At 65.2% G+C, this 19,285-nt stretch carries 14 protein-coding genes; 12 read left to right on the top strand and 2 right to left on the bottom strand.

Going from position 1 to position 19,285, the window contains the following annotated elements:
• Window positions 1-51: 51 nt before the first annotated feature.
• The 4 genes from APS40_RS05000 (at window position 52) to APS40_RS05015 (ending at window position 4,813) form a co-directional block, all read left to right on the top strand.
• Window positions 52-1,392, top strand: a complete 1,341-nt coding sequence (locus APS40_RS05000; RefSeq protein WP_055046012.1) for an ABC transporter substrate-binding protein — start codon at window positions 52-54, stop codon at window positions 1,390-1,392.
• A 265-nt stretch (window positions 1,393-1,657) separates the two neighbouring features.
• Window positions 1,658-2,596: a carbohydrate ABC transporter permease gene (locus APS40_RS05005; RefSeq protein WP_055046013.1), complete on the top strand. Its 939-nt coding sequence runs from the start codon at window positions 1,658-1,660 to the stop codon at window positions 2,594-2,596.
• 222 nt (window positions 2,597-2,818) lie between these two features.
• The gene (locus APS40_RS05010; RefSeq protein WP_055046014.1) at window positions 2,819-3,652 is read left to right on the top strand and encodes a carbohydrate ABC transporter permease; all 834 of its coding nucleotides are present in this window, start codon (window positions 2,819-2,821) and stop codon (window positions 3,650-3,652) included.
• A gap of 30 nt (window positions 3,653-3,682) precedes the next feature.
• Window positions 3,683-4,813, top strand: coding sequence for a glycoside hydrolase family 172 protein (locus APS40_RS05015; RefSeq protein ID WP_055046015.1), 1,131 nt, complete (start codon window positions 3,683-3,685; stop codon window positions 4,811-4,813).
• Window positions 4,814-4,983: 170 nt separating this feature from the next.
• Here the strand turns inward: APS40_RS05015 and APS40_RS05020 are convergent, their stop codons facing one another.
• A complete protein-coding gene (locus APS40_RS05020; protein ID WP_055046016.1) occupies window positions 4,984-6,198 on the bottom strand; it encodes a lytic murein transglycosylase in 1,215 nt (404 codons plus the stop codon).
• 176 nt (window positions 6,199-6,374) lie between these two features.
• On the bottom strand, window positions 6,375-7,394 hold the full coding sequence (locus tag APS40_RS05025) for a LacI family DNA-binding transcriptional regulator (protein WP_055046017.1): 1,020 nt from the start codon (window positions 7,392-7,394) through the stop codon (window positions 6,375-6,377).
• A 157-nt stretch (window positions 7,395-7,551) separates the two neighbouring features.
• Here APS40_RS05025 and APS40_RS05030 point away from each other — a divergent pair, with 157 nt between their 5' ends.
• From APS40_RS05030 to APS40_RS05065, 8 genes are all read left to right on the top strand, one after another.
• Window positions 7,552-10,293, top strand: coding sequence for a glycoside hydrolase family 2 protein (locus APS40_RS05030; RefSeq protein WP_055046018.1), 2,742 nt, complete (start codon window positions 7,552-7,554; stop codon window positions 10,291-10,293).
• A 165-nt stretch (window positions 10,294-10,458) separates the two neighbouring features.
• The gene (locus APS40_RS05035; RefSeq protein WP_055046019.1) at window positions 10,459-11,703 is read left to right on the top strand and encodes a sensor domain-containing diguanylate cyclase; all 1,245 of its coding nucleotides are present in this window, start codon (window positions 10,459-10,461) and stop codon (window positions 11,701-11,703) included.
• A 702-nt stretch (window positions 11,704-12,405) separates the two neighbouring features.
• Window positions 12,406-14,202, top strand: coding sequence for an ABC transporter substrate-binding protein (locus APS40_RS05040; RefSeq protein ID WP_055046020.1), 1,797 nt, complete (start codon window positions 12,406-12,408; stop codon window positions 14,200-14,202).
• A 166-nt stretch (window positions 14,203-14,368) separates the two neighbouring features.
• Entirely contained in the window at window positions 14,369-15,367 is a 999-nt protein-coding gene (locus tag APS40_RS05045; protein ID WP_055046021.1) for an ABC transporter permease, read from the top strand.
• Between the two features lie 11 nt (window positions 15,368-15,378).
• Entirely contained in the window at window positions 15,379-16,287 is a 909-nt protein-coding gene (locus APS40_RS05050) for an ABC transporter permease (RefSeq protein ID WP_055046022.1), read from the top strand.
• A 5-nt stretch (window positions 16,288-16,292) separates the two neighbouring features.
• On the top strand, window positions 16,293-17,312 hold the full coding sequence (locus APS40_RS05055) for an ABC transporter ATP-binding protein (RefSeq protein ID WP_236884200.1): 1,020 nt from the start codon (window positions 16,293-16,295) through the stop codon (window positions 17,310-17,312).
• 4 nt (window positions 17,313-17,316) lie between these two features.
• On the top strand, window positions 17,317-18,183 hold the full coding sequence (locus tag APS40_RS05060) for an ABC transporter ATP-binding protein (RefSeq protein ID WP_082434197.1): 867 nt from the start codon (window positions 17,317-17,319) through the stop codon (window positions 18,181-18,183).
• A gap of 129 nt (window positions 18,184-18,312) precedes the next feature.
• On the top strand, window positions 18,313-19,278 hold the full coding sequence (locus APS40_RS05065; protein ID WP_055046023.1) for a mannonate dehydratase: 966 nt from the start codon (window positions 18,313-18,315) through the stop codon (window positions 19,276-19,278).
• Window positions 19,279-19,285: the final 7 nt, after the last annotated feature.

Below are 19,285 nucleotides of genomic sequence, written 5' to 3' on the forward strand. Positions count from 1 at the left end.
GGGGAGGTGGCCGGTCCGGACGACAACACCAAAACTCCAGGGAGGAGTGAGATGACCACTACGTCCAACATGCCGTCGGGATGGTCCCGCCGGTCGATCCTCAAGGGCGGCGCCGCACTCGGCGCAGCCGGCCTCACCATGCCCTTCATGGGCCAGGCGTTCGCCCAGGACAACACCCTCAGCTTCTGGCAGTTCTATGCGCCGGGCGGCGACGTGAAGCCGCAGGTCGACTGGTTCGTCAAGATGGTGGCCGACTGGAACGCCACCCAGTCCGAACAGGTGGCGCTCGAATATGTGGTGGGCTCCGAATATATCGGCGGCACCAAGCTCGCGACCTCCTTCGCCTCGGGCCAGGGCCCGGACATCTTCATCATCTCGCCCGGCGATTTCCTGCGTTACTACAATGGCGGCGTGCTGCAGGACCTGACTCCGGCGATCGAGGAAGCGGCGCGCGCCGATTTCCCCGAGAGCGTCATCGCCAACCGGATGGTCGACGGCAAGATCTACGGCGTGCCGATGGAAGTCGAGCCGATGGCCTTCTACTACTCGGTCAAGGCCTTCGAGGAGGCCGGGCTCAACGAGAACGACGTGCCCCAGTCCTGGGACCAGTTGCTCGAAATCGGCAAGAAGCTGACCACCGCCGAACGCTATGGCGTGCTGTTCGAGACCAACCCCGGCTACTACCAGAACTTCACCTGGTACCCCTTCATGTGGCAGGGCGGCGGCGAGTTCCAGTCGGCAGAGGGCAAGTCGGCCTTCGACTCCCCCGCGACGGTCCAGGCGCTGAAGCTCTGGCAGGATGCGGTCAACTCCGGCGCCGCACCGCGCCAGATGCTCGGCGGCGGCGGCGGCGACATCGTCGCCAACCTGGGCTCGGGCTACTGCGCCATGCAGAATGTCGGCATCTGGGGCATCTCGGCGATGGACAACAACGCCCCCGACGTTCCCTACGGCATCTTCAAGCTGCCGGTGCCGACCGGCGGCAAATACGTCACCGTCGGTGGCGGCTGGGCCTTCGTCGCCAATTCCAAGGGCAAGAACCCGGAAGCGGCGGCCAAGTTCATCGCCTGGGCGCTCGCCTCGATGGCGCCGGATTCGGTTCAGCGCGTCGTCGACTGGTGTACGGTGGCCAAGTCCGACATGCCGCCGCGCAACTCGGCGCTGACGGCCGGCGGCGATGCCTTCAACAAGGGCAATATGGGGATCTTCGGCACCCAGATCCATCCCGGCACCCGGGCCGAACCGCGGGTGCCGCCGGAGGTCTACAAGATCATCTCCGACGCCATCCAGCAGACCCAGCTCGGCGGCGCCGACCCGCAGGCGACGGCTACCGCCGCCAGCCAGCAGCTCGACGCCTTCCTCGCCTCCTATAGCGGCGCGCCGATCCTGTGACGGCATCGATGACGGCTATGCGCACCTCTTGCCTTCTCCCCTTGTGGGAGAAGGTGGCGCGCAGCGCCGGATGAGGGGGCCGCGTAACGAAGTGTAGCGCGCTCGGAGCATAGCGACGAGCGACCGAGTGCGCGGAGAGAACCCCTCATCCGCCCTTCGGGCACCTTCTCCCACAAGGGGGAGAAGGCGTCCGGCTCAAATGCCAGTGCCTCATCAAATGCGATTGACTCTCCTCCGTGGAGGGGAGCCAACCAAGGATAGACCAGTGACCGAAATCACCACCACGGCGGCGGGCGGCAGGCCGGCTGCCATCCGGCTCACCACGAAGCAGCGCGAGGCCATTGCCGGCGTGCTGTTCGTCGCACCCGACGCCATCGGCCTGATGCTGTTCATCGGCCTGCCGATGCTGCTGGCGCTCGGCATTTCGGTGTTCGAGGTCGACGGCTTCGGCGGCTTCAAGTTCGTCGGGCTCGCCAACTATTCGAAGATGTGGGTCGACCCGCTGTTCTGGTCGTCGCTGCGCGTCACCGCGCAGTTCACCGTCATGCTGGTGCCCCTGCTCTACGTCACCGGCCTCGGTCTCGCGCTGCTGGTGCAGCGGACCAGCAAGTTCAACACCATCATGCGTTCGATGTTCTTCGCCCCGCAGATGGTCAGCCTCGTCGTCGTGGCGCTGGTCTGGCAGCTGATGGTGGTCGACAAGCTCGGCGTGCTCACCCGCTTTGCCGCTTCGATCGGGCTGGGCGGCATCTCGTTCCTCGGCGATCCGAACCTGGCGCTGTTCACCGTAACGCTCGCCGCGGTGTGGTTCCTGATGGGCTTTTACATGCTGATCTTCCTCGGCGGCCTGCAGGACATCCCCAAGGAATATTACGAGGCGGCGCGCATCGATGGCGCCAGCGCCACCCAGAGCTTCTGGTTCATCACCCTGCCGCTGCTGCGGCCCACCAGCTTCTTCGTGCTGCTGGTCTCGGCCGTCGCCGCCATCACCGGCGCGCAGGCCTTCGACCTGATCTACGTGATGACCCGCGGCGGGCCGGCGAACTCGACGGCGCTTCTCATCAGCTACATCTACCAGCAGGCCTTCCAGTATTCCGCCTTCGGCTATGCCGCGGCGCTGGCGACGCTGCTCGTCGTGCTGCTGATGGCGGTCACGGTGTTCTTCTTCCTCCTCACCCGCGGCGGACGGTTCGACTATGAGTGATTTCGCGACGACGCTTCGGTTGATGGCACACGGCCGCAACGCCGCTGACAGGCCGGTGCGGGAAACGTACCCCCTCCCCTGTCCCCTCCCCGCAAGGGGGAGGGAGACGCAAACTCCGACGCCAGTGTTTTGGTCTCCTCCCCCCTTGCGGGGGAGGGACAGGGTGGGGGGTCCTCTGTGCGTGCCGAACCATCCCCACGCCCCGCACCTGAGAGCAACCCCATGAGCAACCTCTCCCGTTCGCAGGCGAACGTCGTCCGGCTGGTCTGGATGCTGGTGACAGTGGTGCTTGCGGTGATGGCGATCTTCCCGCTGCTCTACATGCTGTCGATCGCCTTCAAGGGCCCGACCGAGGTGTTCAAGTCGAACCTGATTCCTACGAAGCCCGTGCTCGACAACTTCGTCTACGTACTGACCGAGGTGCCGTTCTGGCGCTACCTGATCAACACCTTCGTCATCTCGGCGGTGGTGACGGTGGTCGCCTTGTTCTTCCACACCATGGCCGGCTACGCCCTGGCGCGGCTGAAGTTCCCGGGGCGCGAGGTGGTGTTCCTCGCCATGTTCTCGACGTTCCTGGTGTCGCTGCCGGTGATCATCGTTCCGCTGTTCATCCTGGTGCGCTCGATGGGCATGCTGAACTCCTATGCCGGGCTGATCATCCCGGCGATCTTCAACGCCTTCGGCATCTTCCTCCTCCGCCAGTACTACCTGTCGCTGCCCAAGGAACTGGAGGAGGCCGCGGTGATCGACGGCGCCGGCTACTGGCGCATCTACACCAGCGTCATCCTGCCGCTCAGCCGGCCGATCATCGCGGCGCTGGCCATCCTGTTCTTCCTCGCCAACTGGAATTCGTTCCTGTGGCCCCTCACCGTCGCCTCCGACCCGAACCTCTGGGTCGTGCAGGTGGCCATCGCCAACTTCAAGAGCCAGTACGCCGCCAGCTGGAACTACACCATGGCCGCCTCGACCATCGTCGCGGTGCCGATGCTGGTGCTGTTCGTGATCTTCCAGCGCCAGATCATGGACTCGATCAAGACCTCCGGCCTCAAGGGCTGAACCACCCCCTCCTCACCAACGGATTTCGACATGACTGCTTTCAACGGCTTAGGCGTCAACCTCTCGAACCTCTATCGGCTGTCCCCGGCCAAGACCCGCTCGATCTCGCCCGAGAACTTCACCGGCGAGAAGGGCAGGGGCGGCATGGCCATCGAAGGCACCGGCGCGGTGCACGCCAAGGGGCTCGGCCCCAATGGCAACGGCCAGGGCTGGAAGGTTTCGCCCTCGATCCGGATCGAGCCGGGCGAGACCCGCGTCCTCGCCGACATCAAGGGCATGGGCGCCATCCAGCAGATCTGGCTGACCACGGCGAACCTGCGCTGGCGCAGCCTGATCATCCGCATGTGGTGGGACGACCAGGAGAACCCCTCGGTCGAGGCGCCGCTCGGCGACTTCTTCTGCATGGGCTGGGGCCAGTTCGCCCAGATCAACTCGCTCGCCGTCTGCGTGAACCCCGGCCGCGCCTTCAACTGCTACTGGGAAATGCCGTTCCGCAAGGCGGCCCGCATCGAGATCGAGAACACCGATCCCGACGATTTCGGCATCATCTACTACCAGGTCAACTACACCCTGACCGAGGTGCCCGAGGACGCCGCCTATTTCCACGCCAAGTTCCGCCGCACCAACCCCCTGCCCTACGGCACCGACTACACCATTCTCGACGGCATCAAGGGTCGAGGCCACTATGTCGGAACCTACATGGCCTGGGGCGTGAACAATTCCGGCTGGTGGGGCGAAGGCGAGATCAAGTTCTTCATGGATGGGGACAAGGAGTTCCCCACCATCTGCGGCACCGGTACGGAGGACTATTTCTGCGGCGCCTATAACTTCGACGGCGGCGTGGTCGATGCCACCATGGACAGCCGCTATCGCGAGTTCTCCACCCCCTATGCCGGCCTGCCGCAGGTGCTTCGGCCCGACGGCACCTATCGCAGCCAGACCCGCTTCGGCATGTATCGCTGGCACCTCAATGACCCGATCCGCTTCGAGAGCGACCTCAAGGTCACCATCCAGGCACTGGGCTGGCGCACCGAGAACCGCAACACCCGCCGCTACCTGCCGCTGCAGGACGACATCGCGTCCGTCGCCTTCTGGTACCAGACCCTGCCGACCGCCCCGTTCGAGGCGCTGCCCGGTCGGGATTATCTCGAGGTGATCTGAGGGATTGGCCGCAAGGCCGGAGCGGGCTGCCCCCACCCTCAATCCCTCCCCGCAAGGGGGAGGGAGACGCGAACTGAGATGCTAGTGCGAGGGTCTCCCTCCCCCTTGCGGGGAGGAGGGGACAGGGGTGGGGGTCAGCCCGCTCCGGCCGTCGAGCTTAGCACCGCCGCTCAGCTCAACGCCTTCAGCAGATTCCCCGACACGTGCCCGTCCGGCAGCAGCCCGGCGCGGGTCTGCCAGTCGATCACCGCGGCGCGGGTCTTCGGGCCGATCTCGCCATCGGGCTTGCCGATGTCGTAGCCCTTCTTGAGCAGCCGCGCCTGCACCTGCTTGCGTCCATCGGCGTTGAGCGCGGTGTCGTTCGGCCAGGGCGTCATGAAGCCCTTGCCGCCGATGATGCGGTCGGCGAGGTGGCCCACCGCCAGCGCATAGCTGTCGGAGTTGTTGTAGCGCTTGATCACCCCGAAATTCGGCAGCACGGCGAATACCGGGCCGTTGCCGCCCATCGGCATGTAGAGCCGCGCCGTGTCGCTGTCGCGCGGGAACGGCTTGCCGTTGGCGCGGCTGACGCCGACCCCGCGCCAGTCGCCCAGGCTCGCCGTCACCCCCTGCCAGACGTTCTGGTAGTTGAAGTCGCGTGCGAGCTTTACCTCGTAACCCCAGGTTTCTCCTGGCCGCCACCCGAACGACTTCAAGTAGTTTGCGATCGAGGCCTGCGCGTCGGGCACCGAACCCCAGATATCCTTGTGGCCATCGCCCTTGAAGTCGACGGCGTACTTCATGAAGCTCGACGGCATGAACTGCGGCAGCCCCATGGCCCCGGCCCACGAGCCGACCATGTCCTTGGCGCGTACGTGCCCGCCTTCAAGGATCTCGAGCGAGGTGACCAGTTCGCTGCCGAAGAAATCGGCGCGATAGCCGCTATAGGCGAGCGTCGCCAGCGCATGCACCGTGTTGGTGCCGCCCAGGAACCCGCCGAAATTGGTTTCGATACCCCAGATGGCGAGAATGATCTCGCCCTGCACGCCATAGCGCTCGCTCACGGCCTTGAGCGTCTTGGCCCACTCGCCGCGCATCTCGTGGCCGGTGCCGATGCGCGTGTCGCTGACCCGCTTGTTGACGTAGTCGGCGGCCGTGGAGACGAATTCGGGCTGCTTCTTGCTGAGTTCGATCACCGAGCCGATCGGCTTGAAGTCGCCCATCGCGATATCGAAGACCCGCTTCGATACGCCCCGCGCCTTGGCCCGCTGCCAGGTCTGGTCGACGAAGCCACCGACGCTGGCGAAAGCCGGCGTGAACGCCGCCGAAGCGATCAGCGCCGCGGCGCCGATACCAAAACTACGACGGGAAATAGAGAATTCGACGGACTTGTTTACGCGGTACATGAACACGCCTCTGCACTAGAGGTGGGGCCCGGATGGAACGCTGGGCCAATCTGCCGGCACACGGAGCCGACGGTTTATCTCCATTCTCCGCAACGAAATTAAGATCGCGTTACCTACGTCTTCGCAATCTCGTGATCGAGCTCGAGCGAGGGTCGCGACGAGGCAGCGACGACCGGCTATCCGGCCGCGCGCACCGGCCCGATCGAGCCGCGGCTGATCAGCGGGCACTCGATTTTCACCCGGCGCGGCGACGCGGCGGGCAGTTGCTCGTCGAGCAGCGTACCCACGGCCCAGCGCGCCATCTCCTCGTGCGGCAGCACCATGGTCGACAGCGGCGGGTCCATGTACTTGCTGGTCTCTTCGTCGTCGAAGCCGACCACCGACATGTCGTCAGGCACCCGCAACCCTCGCGTCCGGAGCGCCGCATAGGCCCCCATCGCCATACGGTCGTTGAAGGCGAAGATCGCCGTCGGCGGCTCCGGCAGGTCCAGCAGCCTTGCCGTCAGCTCGCGCCCACCATGGATGGTCCAGCCGCCGCGCATGATCAGCTCTTCGTCGATCGGCACATCCCACGAGGCCAGCGCCTGCCGATAGCCGCGTTCGCGGTCGTCGGCGGCCTCGATCCAGCTTTCCCCCGCCAGGTGCGCGATGCGGCGGTGGCCGGCTCGCAGCAGCGCCTCGGTGGCCGCGTAGCCGCCGGTGATGTCCGCCGGCACCACCGAAGGGTAGTCGCGTTTGGTATCGTAGCAGTTGAGCAGCACGGTCGGCACGTCGCGCAGCCGTTCCGGCACCTCGACGGGCCGGGTAATGAGACTGGCATAGAGCACGCCGATGATCCGGTTGCTCAGCAGCAGGTCGAGCGCGAGGCTTTCGAGCTTGGGGTCGGAGCGCGTCGAGAAGGTGGCGACCACCACATCCTGCAGCGCGGCTTCCTCGCGGGCCCCTTCGATGAACGGGGTGGCGAACGGCGTGGTGCTGATCTCATCGAGCAGCAGCCCGATGACCCGCGTCCGGTTCTCCGGCACATGATGCTGCGGCCCCTTGCGATAGCCCAGCGCATCGGCCGCTTCGAGCACCCTGAGCCGCGTCGCCTCGGCAATCCGTGCGTTCGGGACCCGGTTGAGGACGAGCGACACAGTGGCCTGCGAGACCCCCGCACGCTCTCCGATTTCGATCATGGTCGGCCGCTTTGCCATGACGTCTCCGGCAGGTTCGGCAGAGCATTAGCAGCCCCGATGCCCCGGCGGCAACACGGCTGCTAAACTCATTAGCATTCCGAACATCTTGCCAGGCTGAAACAAAGCCGCTAGCCATGACGGCCTGCTAATAATTATTAGCGTGAGGGAGAAAGAGATGATCGGCGAAACTGGAGCCAGGGTCGGCGCGGACGCACGCGAGGAAATTTCGCTCGACGGCGCGTGGCGCTTCCGCCTCGACGGCCACGGCGACTGGCGCAACGCGACGGTCCCCGGCCCCTGGCAGGCTGAATTCGCCGACCTGCGTCACGCGATCGGCAAGGCCATCTATGCCCGGCAGCTGTCGATCCCGGCGGCCTGGCAGGGGCGCGAGATCGCCCTCCGCTTCGGCGCGGTGAACTATTTCTCCGAAGTCCGCCTCAATGGTCGCGTGCTCGGGACGCATGAGGGCGGCTACCTGCCCTTCGAGTTGGTGATCCCCGAGGATACCCCGACCGAAAGCGCGCTTGAAGTCCACGTCACCCTGCCCAGCGGCGACGCCGACGCCTACCCCGACTATCCGTTCGGCGAGATCCCGCACGGCAAGCAGAGCTGGTACGGGCCGCTGGGCGGCATCTGGCAGTCAGTGAAGCTGATCGCGCGCGACCGACGGCACGTTGCCCACGTGGCGATCGACGCCAACCCCGACAGCGGTGAAGTCGCGCTGGGGCTGACGCTTTCGGCCGCCGCGGCGGGAGCCACGGTGCGCGCCACGGTGGGCAGCGTCACCGCCGAGACCACCGGCACCTCGCTGACCCTGCAGTTGAGCTCCCCAGCCCTGTGGTCGCCAGAGGCACCGAACCTCCATGCACTGAAGCTCGAACTGCTTGCCGGCGGTGAAGTCGTCGACACCACGACGCACCGCTTCGGCTTCCGCAAGATCGAGACCCGCGACGGCAAGTTCTTCCTCAACGGTGAACCGCTCTACCTGCGGGGGGCGCTCGACCAGGACTACTATCCCGACGGCATCTGCACCCCGCCGTCGCTCGGCTTCATCGAGGATCAGCTGAAAAAGGCCAAGCATCTGGGCCTCAACCTGCTGCGCGTCCACATCAAGGTGCCCGACCCGCGTTACTACGAAGCCGCCGACCGGCTGGGCGTGCTGATCTGGACCGAGATTCCCAACGTGCAGTATTTCAGCGCCGCCGCCGCGCAGCGCCTGCGCGACACCATGGCCGGCATCATCGCCCGCGACGGCAACCATCCCTCGATCATCGCCTGGACCATCATCAACGAAGACTGGGGCACGCGGCTGGTCGAAAACGCCGACCATCGCCAGTGGCTCAAGGACACCTATGACTGGCTGAAACAAAGGGATCCGCGCCGCCTCGTCGTCGACAACTCGGCCTGCATTCCCAACTTCCACGTCAAGACAGACATCAACGACTATCACTATTACCGCTCGGTCCCGGAGCGCCGCGCCGAGTGGGAGAAGCTGACCGAGGAATTCGCCAGCGCCGCCGACTGGACCTGGTCACCCCATGGCGACGGCGAGCGGCGCGGCGACGAGCCGCTGGTGGTCTCCGAGTTCGGCGTCTGGGGCCTGCCGCATCCCGACCAGGTGAAAACCGCGGCCGGCGAAGAGCCCTGGTGGGCCGAGACCGGCGGCAACTGGGGCGATGGCGCGGCCTACCCGCACGGCATCCAGAACCGCTTCCAGACCTACCACCTCGACCGGGTGTTCGAGAGCTTCGGCGACTTCATCACCGCTGTGCAGTGGTACCAGTTCGCCAACCTCAAATACGAGATCGAGTCGATGCGCGCCCATGCGCCGATCCAAGGCTATGTCATCACCGAGATGACGGATGTGCACTGGGAGGCCAACGGCCTGCTCGACATCAACCGCAACCCGCGCGCCTTCCACGATCGCTTCGCCGAGATCAACACCGACACGGTGATCGTGCCGCAGCTCGAGCATCATGCGGTGACCTCGGGCCAGAGCATCGCGTTGCGCCTCAAGGTTGCGACGGGTGGCAAGGCGATACCATCAGGTGCGACGCTCAGCTGGTCGGTCGATGGCGCAAGCGGCAGGCTAGATGTGCCCGCCACCGAGGGCCTCGCGGTCGCCGACCTCGGCACCACCACGATCACGCTGGGCGGCGATGCCCGTGTCGCTTCGATCGCACTACGGCTCGAAGCAGGCGGCAAGCTCCTCGCGAGGAACGAAATCCAGGTCTCGGTCTACGGCAAGCGCACGGCCGCCTCGGTCAAGATCGCCGCGGCCAGCGCCGAACTCGCGGCCTACGCCAAGGGACTTGGCTATGCGATGACCTCGGATGCGGCAGCCGCCGACCTGATCCTCGCTCATGCGCTCGACGCCACCGACATCGAGGCGATGCGCCGCGGCGCGCGCTACCTGGTGCTCGCCGACGGCTCGGTGGAGACGCATCGGAACCTCAGGACCGATCCGCCGCGCGCCGAGCCGCCGACCATGCCGGCCGGCAAGGAACGGGCACGCCACCTCGGCGCCGAAACGCAGCTGCCCAATATCGGCCTGGTGCTGCGCGACGGCACGCTGTGGCGTGGCGACTGGATCGCCAACTTTTCCTGGATCAGGCGCAACGGCGCCTTTGCCGCCCTGCCCGGCGGCCCGTTGCTCGACCTCTCGTTCGACCGCGTCGTACCGCACCACGTGCTGACCGGCTTCCGGTCCTGGGAATACGAGGGGTTGATCGATGCCGGAGTGGTCATCGGCTGGATCAACAAGCCGGCCGCCACCATCGCCCGCCGCCGCGTCGGCAGGGGCGGCCTGGTGGTCACCACCTTCCGTCTGCTGGGCGATGCACCGGGCGCCGATCCCGTGGCCGCTGCGCTGTTCGACGGCCTCGTCGCCACCGTAGCAAAGCTTGCGGTCGATTGAATGTCCCCGCAGCGGAACGCTCCCGGCGAACGGCCGCATAACGGCGCCGTCGGCATAGCCGGCGCGCTCGTCGTCTGACAATGTGATCGCGCCCGCGCGGCCAGGGTTAAGGAGTGCTTAACCCGCTTCGACAACGATATCACTGGCAACGGGGATCGCTGCGCGATGGGTCTGGCACTTCTCACCGACGAGGCGTTCGAGCCTGCCGCGGACCACCAGCGGCTGGCGGCGCTCGAGCGCTACGACGTGCTCGATACCGGCCGCGAAGAGGCCTTCGATCGGATCGCGCGGTTGATCAAGCTGGCCCTCGGCGTCGAAGTGGGCATCGTCTCGCTCATGGACGCGCACCGGCAATGGTACAAGGCAGTCGATGGCTTCTCGACCGATGAAGTGCCGTTGCAGAGCGCCTTCTGCAAGCACCTGCTGGTCGACCCCACCCCGATCGTCGTGCCCGACGCGACGCTCGACGAGCGCTTTCGCGACAACCCCTATGTCAAGGGCGACCCGCATGTGCGCTTCTATGCCGGGGCGCCGCTGACCACCAGCGACGGCTTCCATATCGGCTCGGTCTGCGCCATCGACTCCGCCGTTCGCAGTTTCGGCCCGCGCGAAAAGGCCATCCTTACCGAACTGGCGCATGTCGCCATGAACGAACTGGAGTTGCGGCGCCTCGCCGCGACCGATGCCCTGACCGGGGTTTCGAGTCGGCGCGCCTTCAAGGACGAAGCCGGCAAATTCGTCGCCCTCGCCCGCCGCCATCGCAGCGCGCTCAGTTGCATTGCGCTCGATCTCGACCACTTCAAGTCGGTCAACGATACCTATGGCCACGCCGCCGGCGACCAGGTGCTTGCCGCCGTATCGCGGCTGGTCGGCGAGCAGTTGCGCCGCACCGACCTGTTCGGCCGCCTCGGCGGCGAGGAGTTCGCGGTGCTGCTGCCGCATACCGACCAGCACCGCGCCTGGGAAGCGGCCGAGAAGTTGCGCGCCGCGATCCGGACGCTGAAGATCCCCGGCAGCCACCCGCCGATCGCGGTGAGCGCCAGCCTGGGCATCGCCAGCCTCGATCCGGTGGGCGACGATGTCGACAGCCTGCTGCAAAAGGCCGACGAGGCGCTCTATGCCGCCAAGCGGGGCGGCCGCAACCGCAGCGCCGTCTGGCAGCCTGCCGGCACCACGGTGCAGGCCGAACGCCGTCGCGTGCTCAAGGCCGGCCGCCTCATCTTCATGAACCGCCACGCGGTAGCCGACTGCACCGTGCGCGCGTTGTGGGAGAACGGCGCCGAACTGCTGCTGAGTTCGACGCGCGATATCCCCGACGCCTTCACCTTGCAGATCCGCTCCGACGCTGTCGAATGGGCCTGTGAAGTCACCGGCCGAACCGAGCAGCGGCTCATCGTCCGCTTCGTCTGACACGCCGGCTGTCGCACGTGCCGCGAGGGACGAGAATCCCGGCCTCATGCACGCCGATGTTACCGATCGCACATTATTTTTGCGCGTTGATACACAGACTTGGTAAAACCAAAAAAAGTCCCGCACATTCAAAGCGCTTCGAGATGTCGAGCGAATTTCCTGCGCGAGGGGCGCTTCGAACTACCATTCCAGCTGTTGACTCAACCCCCACGCGCGTCTAACGCTTGAGAATATTGGGAGAAAAGCCGGGCGCTCTGGAGGGAGTTGCCGGTTCCATGGGGGAGACGCCAAGCCAATGCCGCAGGGCAAGATCTGACTGTCCGATGGACGGGAAAAGCGAGACGCCAGGCATAGCGTAGCGGTGGCCCGACCATAGGCCGCCGTCGGACTATGCTGCGCCGTAACCGCCCAATCGGGCGCGGCGCGACAGCGAAGGCTCGCAGGACCCGGTCCGATCTTCCAGCAGGAGATCGGCGGACAGAGCAGACCACCCGAGGCAATGATGGGACGACCGGTGCGCATAGCGCGTCCGCGTTGTCCCGGCCAGGCCGAACGCCCGCTCCCAGGACATGATCGCAGGATAACAAGATTATCTTGAGGAGGTGTGGGGCGTAACCGGGTCCATGGGACCCACAATTCAAACATCGGTCGCCGACAAGGCGACGCTTTGCTTTCGTCGACAGTCAAGGGAGACTCTGTCACATGGTCAAACGTAGAACAATCACAGCGGCACTGCTGGCGCTCGGCGTCATGGCATCGCCGCTGGCAGCGCTGGCGCAAAGCCCGCTCGCTGCCACAGCGCCAAAGGAAATCGCTCCGGCGACTCCGCTTCCGGATGTGCCGCGCAACCAGACCGTGGTTCTGGGCTGGGGCGTCGCGCTGTCGTCGCCGATCGGCGTCACCAATCCGTGGGCGCTCCCCGGCTATACCCACCAGGAAGGCAATGCCTTCATGTGGGAGCCGCTGATGTACTTCGCCATCTTCAAGGGCGAGTACGTTCCGTGGCTGGCCGACAGCATGGAATATACCGACGACACCTTCACCGCGCTCGAGATCAAGCTGAACAAGGACGCCAAGTGGTCTGACGGCACCCCCGTCACCGCCAAGGACGTCAAGTTCACCTTCGATGGCCAGCTGAACAATAACAAGCTGCCCTACAACGCGCACTTCACCCAGTTCGTCTCGTCCACCGACATCGTCGACGACCTGACCGTGAAGGTGAACTTCAAGGCCCCGGCCCCGCGCTTCAAGTTCGAGGTGCTGACCGAGAAGTTCGATACCGGTATCCCGATCGTGCCGGCCGACTGGCTGTCCAAGCAGCCCGACGTCAACATGGCGCCCGGCAGCATCGATATCCCGCACTCGGGCCCGTATGACCTGAAGGCGTGGAACGCTAACCAGAAGATCTTCGACTACCGTCCGGACTGGTGGGCGGTCAAAGCCGGCCGCATCGCCGAGCCGGCCGTCAAGCGCGTCATCATCGCCAACATCACCGGCGTCTCGATGGACACCGTCGCCCAGCGCGTCGTGAACAACGAGTTCGACTCCGCCCTCGACATGCGCTCCTCGGTTATCGGCAACATCCTTGCCCAGAACCCGGAGATCACCACGCATACCGGTTCGGAATCGCCGTTCGGCTATCTCGACTGGTGGCCGAACTCGCTGTGGATGAACACCCAGCTGGAGCCGTACAACGACCCCAACATCCGTCGTGCCATGAGCCTCGTCATCAACCGCGATGTCATCAACGACATCCTGTATGAAGGCGCTCCGATCGCGACCATCTATCCGTTCCCGCTCTACCCGAACCTGCAGGCCTTTGCCGACTCGCCCGCCGTCAAGGCGCTCGAGGAGCAGTACCAGCCGCGCCTGTTCGACCCCGAGCAGAGCGGCAAGCTGATGACCGAAGCCGGTTACACCATGAACGGCGACGGCCTATGGGAGAAGGATGGCAAGACCATCGACGCCACCATCCAGGGCTTCGAAGGCATCCACTCCGACATCGTGCCGATCCTGGTCGAAATGCTTCGCCAGGGCGGCTTCGACGCCGCGATCAACTTCGGCCCCGATGCCTACCAGAACATGGCGGACGGCAAGGCCGGCCTCTACATGTTCGGCCACGGCGCATCGCTCTACGACCCGTTCGAGGCTCTGAACCTCTTCCACGGCAAGTACAGCGAAGCCATCGGCACATCGGCCGGCAACAACCGGTTCTCGCGCTACAAGAACCCCGAGTACGACGAAATCCTCGACTCGATCGCCCCGCTCTCGTCGGACGATCCGAAGTTCCAGGAAGGCGCCGCCAAGGCTCTGGGCATCTACTGGCGCGATACGATCGATATTCCGATCATCCAGTGGCTGCACCGCATCGCCTACAACCAGCACTACTGGAAGAACTGGCCGACCGCCGCCAACCCCGCAATGGGCACCAACGGCGCGTTCTGGGCTCACACTGGCCTCCTGGTCATCACCTCGCTGCAGCCGACCGGCGCGCAGTAAAGTCGACCAACGACATCGGGGTGCGCGTCCGCGCGCACTCCTCCCCAAGCGGGATCAGGACGTCGGAGACCTCTCCGGCTCGATCTCGCCAAACACCAAGACGTAGAGCCGGCCGCGATGCGCCAAGCGTCGTCCCGCTCTGATCCACCGCGCCGGAGTTGACCGAGTGAACTTCAAGCTGATTGCCAAGCGCCTCTCTTTCCTGGTTCTGGTCATCTGGGCCGCATCCACGATCGTTTTCTTCATCCCCCGCCTCAGTCCCCGCAACGCCATCCGTGAGCGCTTCGCCGAACTGGCGCGTTCCGGCGGCTTCGCTCCGGGCGACATCGAAAAGCTCATCGCCAACATGAACGAGCAGTTCGGTCTCGATAAGCCGCTGCTCGAGCAGTACTGGAACTATCTGGGCAACATCGTCCGCATGGATTTCGGCTATTCGCTGAACCGCTATCCGGCGACCGTCACCGACATCATCGCGCAGGCCCTGCCCTGGACCTTCTTCCTGCTGCTGGTGACCACCATTCTCAGCTTCGTCATCGGCAACCTGCTGGGCGCCATCTCGGCCTGGCCCAAGGCGCCGCGCTGGCTGCGCGGCATCGCTACCCCGTTCGTGCTGCTGACCGGCGTGCCGCCGGTGATCATGGGCGTGCTGCTGCTGTTCTTCATCGGCTTCCGGCTGAAGCTCCTGCCGCTGGGCGGCGCCTACTCGATCGGCGTGGTGCCCAACTGGTCGTTCGACTTCGCCCTCGACCTGCTGCGCCACCAGTTGCTGCCGGGCCTGGCGCTGATCCTAGGTTCGGTCGGCGGCTGGGTGCTGTCGATGCGCGGCATGGGCGTCACCATCCAGGGCGAGGACTATGTGAACTTCGCCGAGCACAAGGGCCTGACCGGAGGTCGCATCTTCCGCGACTATTACCTGAGGAACACCTTGCTGCCGCAGGTGACCGGCCTCGCGCTGGCGCTCGGCACGGTGGTGACCTCGGCCATCATCGTCGAGGGCCTTTTCGGCCTGCCGGGTCTCGGCACGGTGCTCAACAACGCCATCCGCGCCAACGATTTCCCCGTCATCTACGGCATCGTGCTGTTCATCACCATCGCCATCGCCGTGCTGATGGCGGTGCTGGAGTTCATCTACCCGCTGCTCGACCCGCGCGTGCGTAACCAGTAGGAACCGGACAATTGACCACAATCGTTGCAACTTCGGCGCCCGAAGCGGCGGTCCAGCAGCCCGGAAGATTGACCCTCCTGCTGCGCTATTTCAACCGCAACCGGGGCCTCGCCGTCGGCCTGATCATCCTCATCGCGCTGGTGCTGTTCACCGTCATCGGCCTGATGACCATCAATCCCAAGCAGGCCTACCCGCTGTCGGTGGCGACCAAGCAGCCGCCGAGCCTCAAATATCCGTTCGGCACCGACTTCTTCGGCCGCAACCTCCTCGCCGCGATGGTGGTGGGCATGTGGCAGACCGCCGTCATCGGCGTCATCGCCGGGGGCCTCGGCACCCTGATCGGCGTCGTCCTTGGCTTCACCTCCGCCTATTTCGGCGGCTGGATCGACTCCACCATCCGCACCATCTGCCAGATCCTGACGCCGATCCCGGTGCTGCTGATCCAGGTCGTGGTCGCCGGTTCCCTCGACAAGCGCGACGTCACCATCGTCACCATGGCGCTGATCGTGGTGATGCTCGCCTGGATGGGCCCCACCCTGGTGATCCGCGCCCAGGTGCTGACCATGAAGGAACGACAGTTCGTGGCGGTCGCCAAGCTCTCCGGCGTCAGCGACATCGCCATCATCTTCAAGGAGATCCTGCCCAACCTCTTGCCGTTCATTGCCGCGGCCTTCGTTGGCCAGGTGTTCTCGGCGGTGTTCGCCTCGTTCTACCTCGCGGTGCTCGGCCTCGGCCCGCTGCGTGAGCCGCTCTTGGGCAACATCATCTGGGCGGCGCAGCTGCAGGGCGCCTTCTTCAACGGCTGGTGGTGGTGGCCGATCGGCCCCTCGATCGCGATGATCCTGATCCTGGGCTCGCTCGCCCTCATCAATATGGGCCTCGACGAACTGGCCAACCCGCGCGTGCGGCGGACGGAGTAATGACTATGAATCTCGCAAGCACCGACACCGCATCGGGCCGCAACGCCGGCCCGGCAGCGGGCGGCCCGGTCCTCCGCGTCAACGACCTGGTCGTGACCTACTATACCGACCTCGGCCGCGCCCGCGCCCTCGACAATGTCAGCTTCACCCTCCAAGCCGGCACCAAGATGGGCATGGTGGGCGAGTCCGGCTCGGGCAAATCCACCCTGGCGCTGGCCATGATGCGCATGATCAAGCCGCCGGGGCGGATCGAAGGCGGCAGCGTCTGGGTCGGCGGCACGGACCTCCAGGCGCTGAACGAAGAGGAGATGCGCAAGGCGCGGTTGAGCAAGATCGCCTATATCCCGCAGGGCGCCATGAACTCGCTCAACCCGGTGATGCGGGTCGGCGCGCAGATGGTCGACGCCATCAAGTCGCACCTGCGCGGCGAGAGCGCCAGCGCCATCAACGATCGCTGTGTCTGGGCGCTGAAATCGGTCGATCTCGATCCGAGCGTCTTCCACATGTACCCGCACGAATTGTCGGGCGGCATGAAGCAGCGCGTCTGTATTGCTATCGGCATCCTGCTCCGCCCCGAGGTGATCATCGCCGACGAGCCGACCAGCGCGCTCGACGTGGTTACCCAGCGCCAGGTGATGGAAACCATCGACAAGGTGCAGGACGAGATCAACTCAGCCGTCATCCTGATCGGCCACGACATGGGCCTGATGGCCCAGACCATGGACCATGTGGCGGTGATGTATGCCGGCCGGCTGGTCGAGCTCGCGACGGTGCGCGAGATGTTCACCAGCCCCAAGCACCCCTACTCGCAGGCGCTGATCTCGAGCCTGCCGACGCTCGACAACAAGGGCCAGTTCAAGGGCATCCCGGGCCTCGCGCCCTCGCTGCTGAGGCTGCCCTCGGGTTGCGCCTTCCATCCGCGCTGCCCCTTCGCTTCGGACCGCTCGCGCACCGAAAAGCCCAAGGTGAACGTGCTGCCCGGCGGCCAGCTCGTTGCCTGCCACCTCTACGACCAGGGGAATTGAACCCATGTCCAATCTTCTGGAAATCCGCAACGTCACCAAGGTCTACCAGCGCGGCCTGTTGTCCTCGCACGCCAAGATCGCGCTCAAGGAGTTCAACCTGACGCTGAAGGAGGATGATCCGACCATCCTCACCGTCGCCGGCGAGTCCGGTTCGGGCAAGACCACGCTCGCCATGCTGGTGCTGGGCTTCATCACCCCCACCACCGGCGAGATCCTCTATCGCGGCAAGAACATCACGACGCTGCGCGGCGCTGATCGCATGGCCTATCGCCGCGAGGTGCAGGCAGTGTTTCAGGACCCGTTCGCGGTGTTCAACCCGTTCTACACCGTCGACCACCTGCTGACCGTGCCGATCAGGCAGTTCAAGCTGGCCAAATCCGGTAAGGACGCGCGCAACAGGATGGACGAAGCGCTGACCGCGGTGGGCCTGCGCCCCGAGGATGTGCTCGGCCGTTTCCCGCACCAGCTGTCGGGCGGCCAGCGCCAGCGCATCAATGTCGCCCGCGCCCTGCTGCTGAAGCCCAAACTGCTGATCGCCGACGAGCCGGTCTCGATGGTCGATGCGTCGCTGCGCGCCAACATCCTCGAATCGCTGAAGAACCTGCATCGCGACCATGGCGTGACCATCATCTACATCACGCACGACCTCACTACCGCCTACCACGTGGCCGACACCATCACGGTGCTCTATCGCGGCGACGTGGTGGAGAAGGGCGATGTGGAGACGGTGATCCGCAACCCGCAGCACGCCTATACGAGGCTGCTGGTCGACTCGATTCCGTGGCCCAACCTCGATCAGAAATGGGGCCAGCATTCGGTCCGCTCCAAGGAGTCGCAGGCCGAGTTCAGCGCCAACGCGTCGACGCCCTAGCGTGCCTCTACAGGGCCTGCCCCGCAGGGGCGGGCTGCAACTCATAACGCCGGCCGTTTGCAGCGGCCGGCACAGTTACGTCCACCGCGGCCCGATATTTGCCGCACCAACTTTCGAGATCGTATCGACATGCTAGAGATCGCCGAGGTCATCCCTCCGAAATATTCTCCCGTCTGGAAGCTCGCCAAGCAGTGCGGGGTCGATCTGGCGGTCGCCGGCCTGCCCTTCGACAGCCTCCAGGCCAATGAGCGGGTGTCTTCGCTCTCGGCGCTGTCGCGCATGAAGGATGAGTACGAGAAGGGCGGCTACGAGATCCGCGTCATCGAGGCGCGCCCGCCGCTGAACCTCGCCAAGCGCGGCCTCGAGGGCCGCGACGCCGAGATCGACGTGGTCTGCGAGCTGATCACCAACATGGGCAAGCTCGGCATCCCGGTCTGGTGTTACGAGTGGATGACCGATTTCAACTGGGTGCGCACCAACATGGCGTATCCCAGCCGCGGCGGCTCTGTGGTGACGGCGTTCGATGCCAACGACGTGCCCGACAGCATCACCTCGAACCCGCCGGTCTCGGAAGAAAAGCTCTGGGAGACGCTGGAATATTTCCTGCGCCGCGTGCTGCCGGTGGCCGAGAAGGCCGGCGTCAAGCTCTCCATGCACCCCGACGACCCGCCGATCACCCCGATCAAGGGCGTCAGCCGCATCATGCGCACGGTGCCGAACTTCCAGCGCCTCGTCGACATGCTGCCGTCCGACTACAACACCATCACGCTCTGCCAGGGCAACTTCACCCTGATGACCGACGACCTGCCCAAGGTGATCCGCGGCTTCGGCAAGAAGAAGATCAGCTTCGTGCACTTCCGCGACGTCGAGGGCGTGCCGACCAGCTTCCACGAAACCTGGCACGACGCCGGCAAGACCGACATGCTCGCCACCATGCGCGCCTACAAGGACATCGATTTCGACGGCGTGCTGCGCCCCGACCATGTCCCCACGGTCGAGGGCGACAGCAACGAGAACGCCGGCTACTCCGCCTTCGGCCGCCTCTATGCCATCGGCTATATCCGCGGCCTCCACGAAGCCGTCTATTCGAGTTGAGACTGAC

Origin of the sequence: Devosia sp. A16 (assembly GCF_001402915.1) — a bacterium.
In the GTDB taxonomy this organism is placed as follows: domain Bacteria; phylum Pseudomonadota; class Alphaproteobacteria; order Rhizobiales; family Devosiaceae; genus Devosia_A.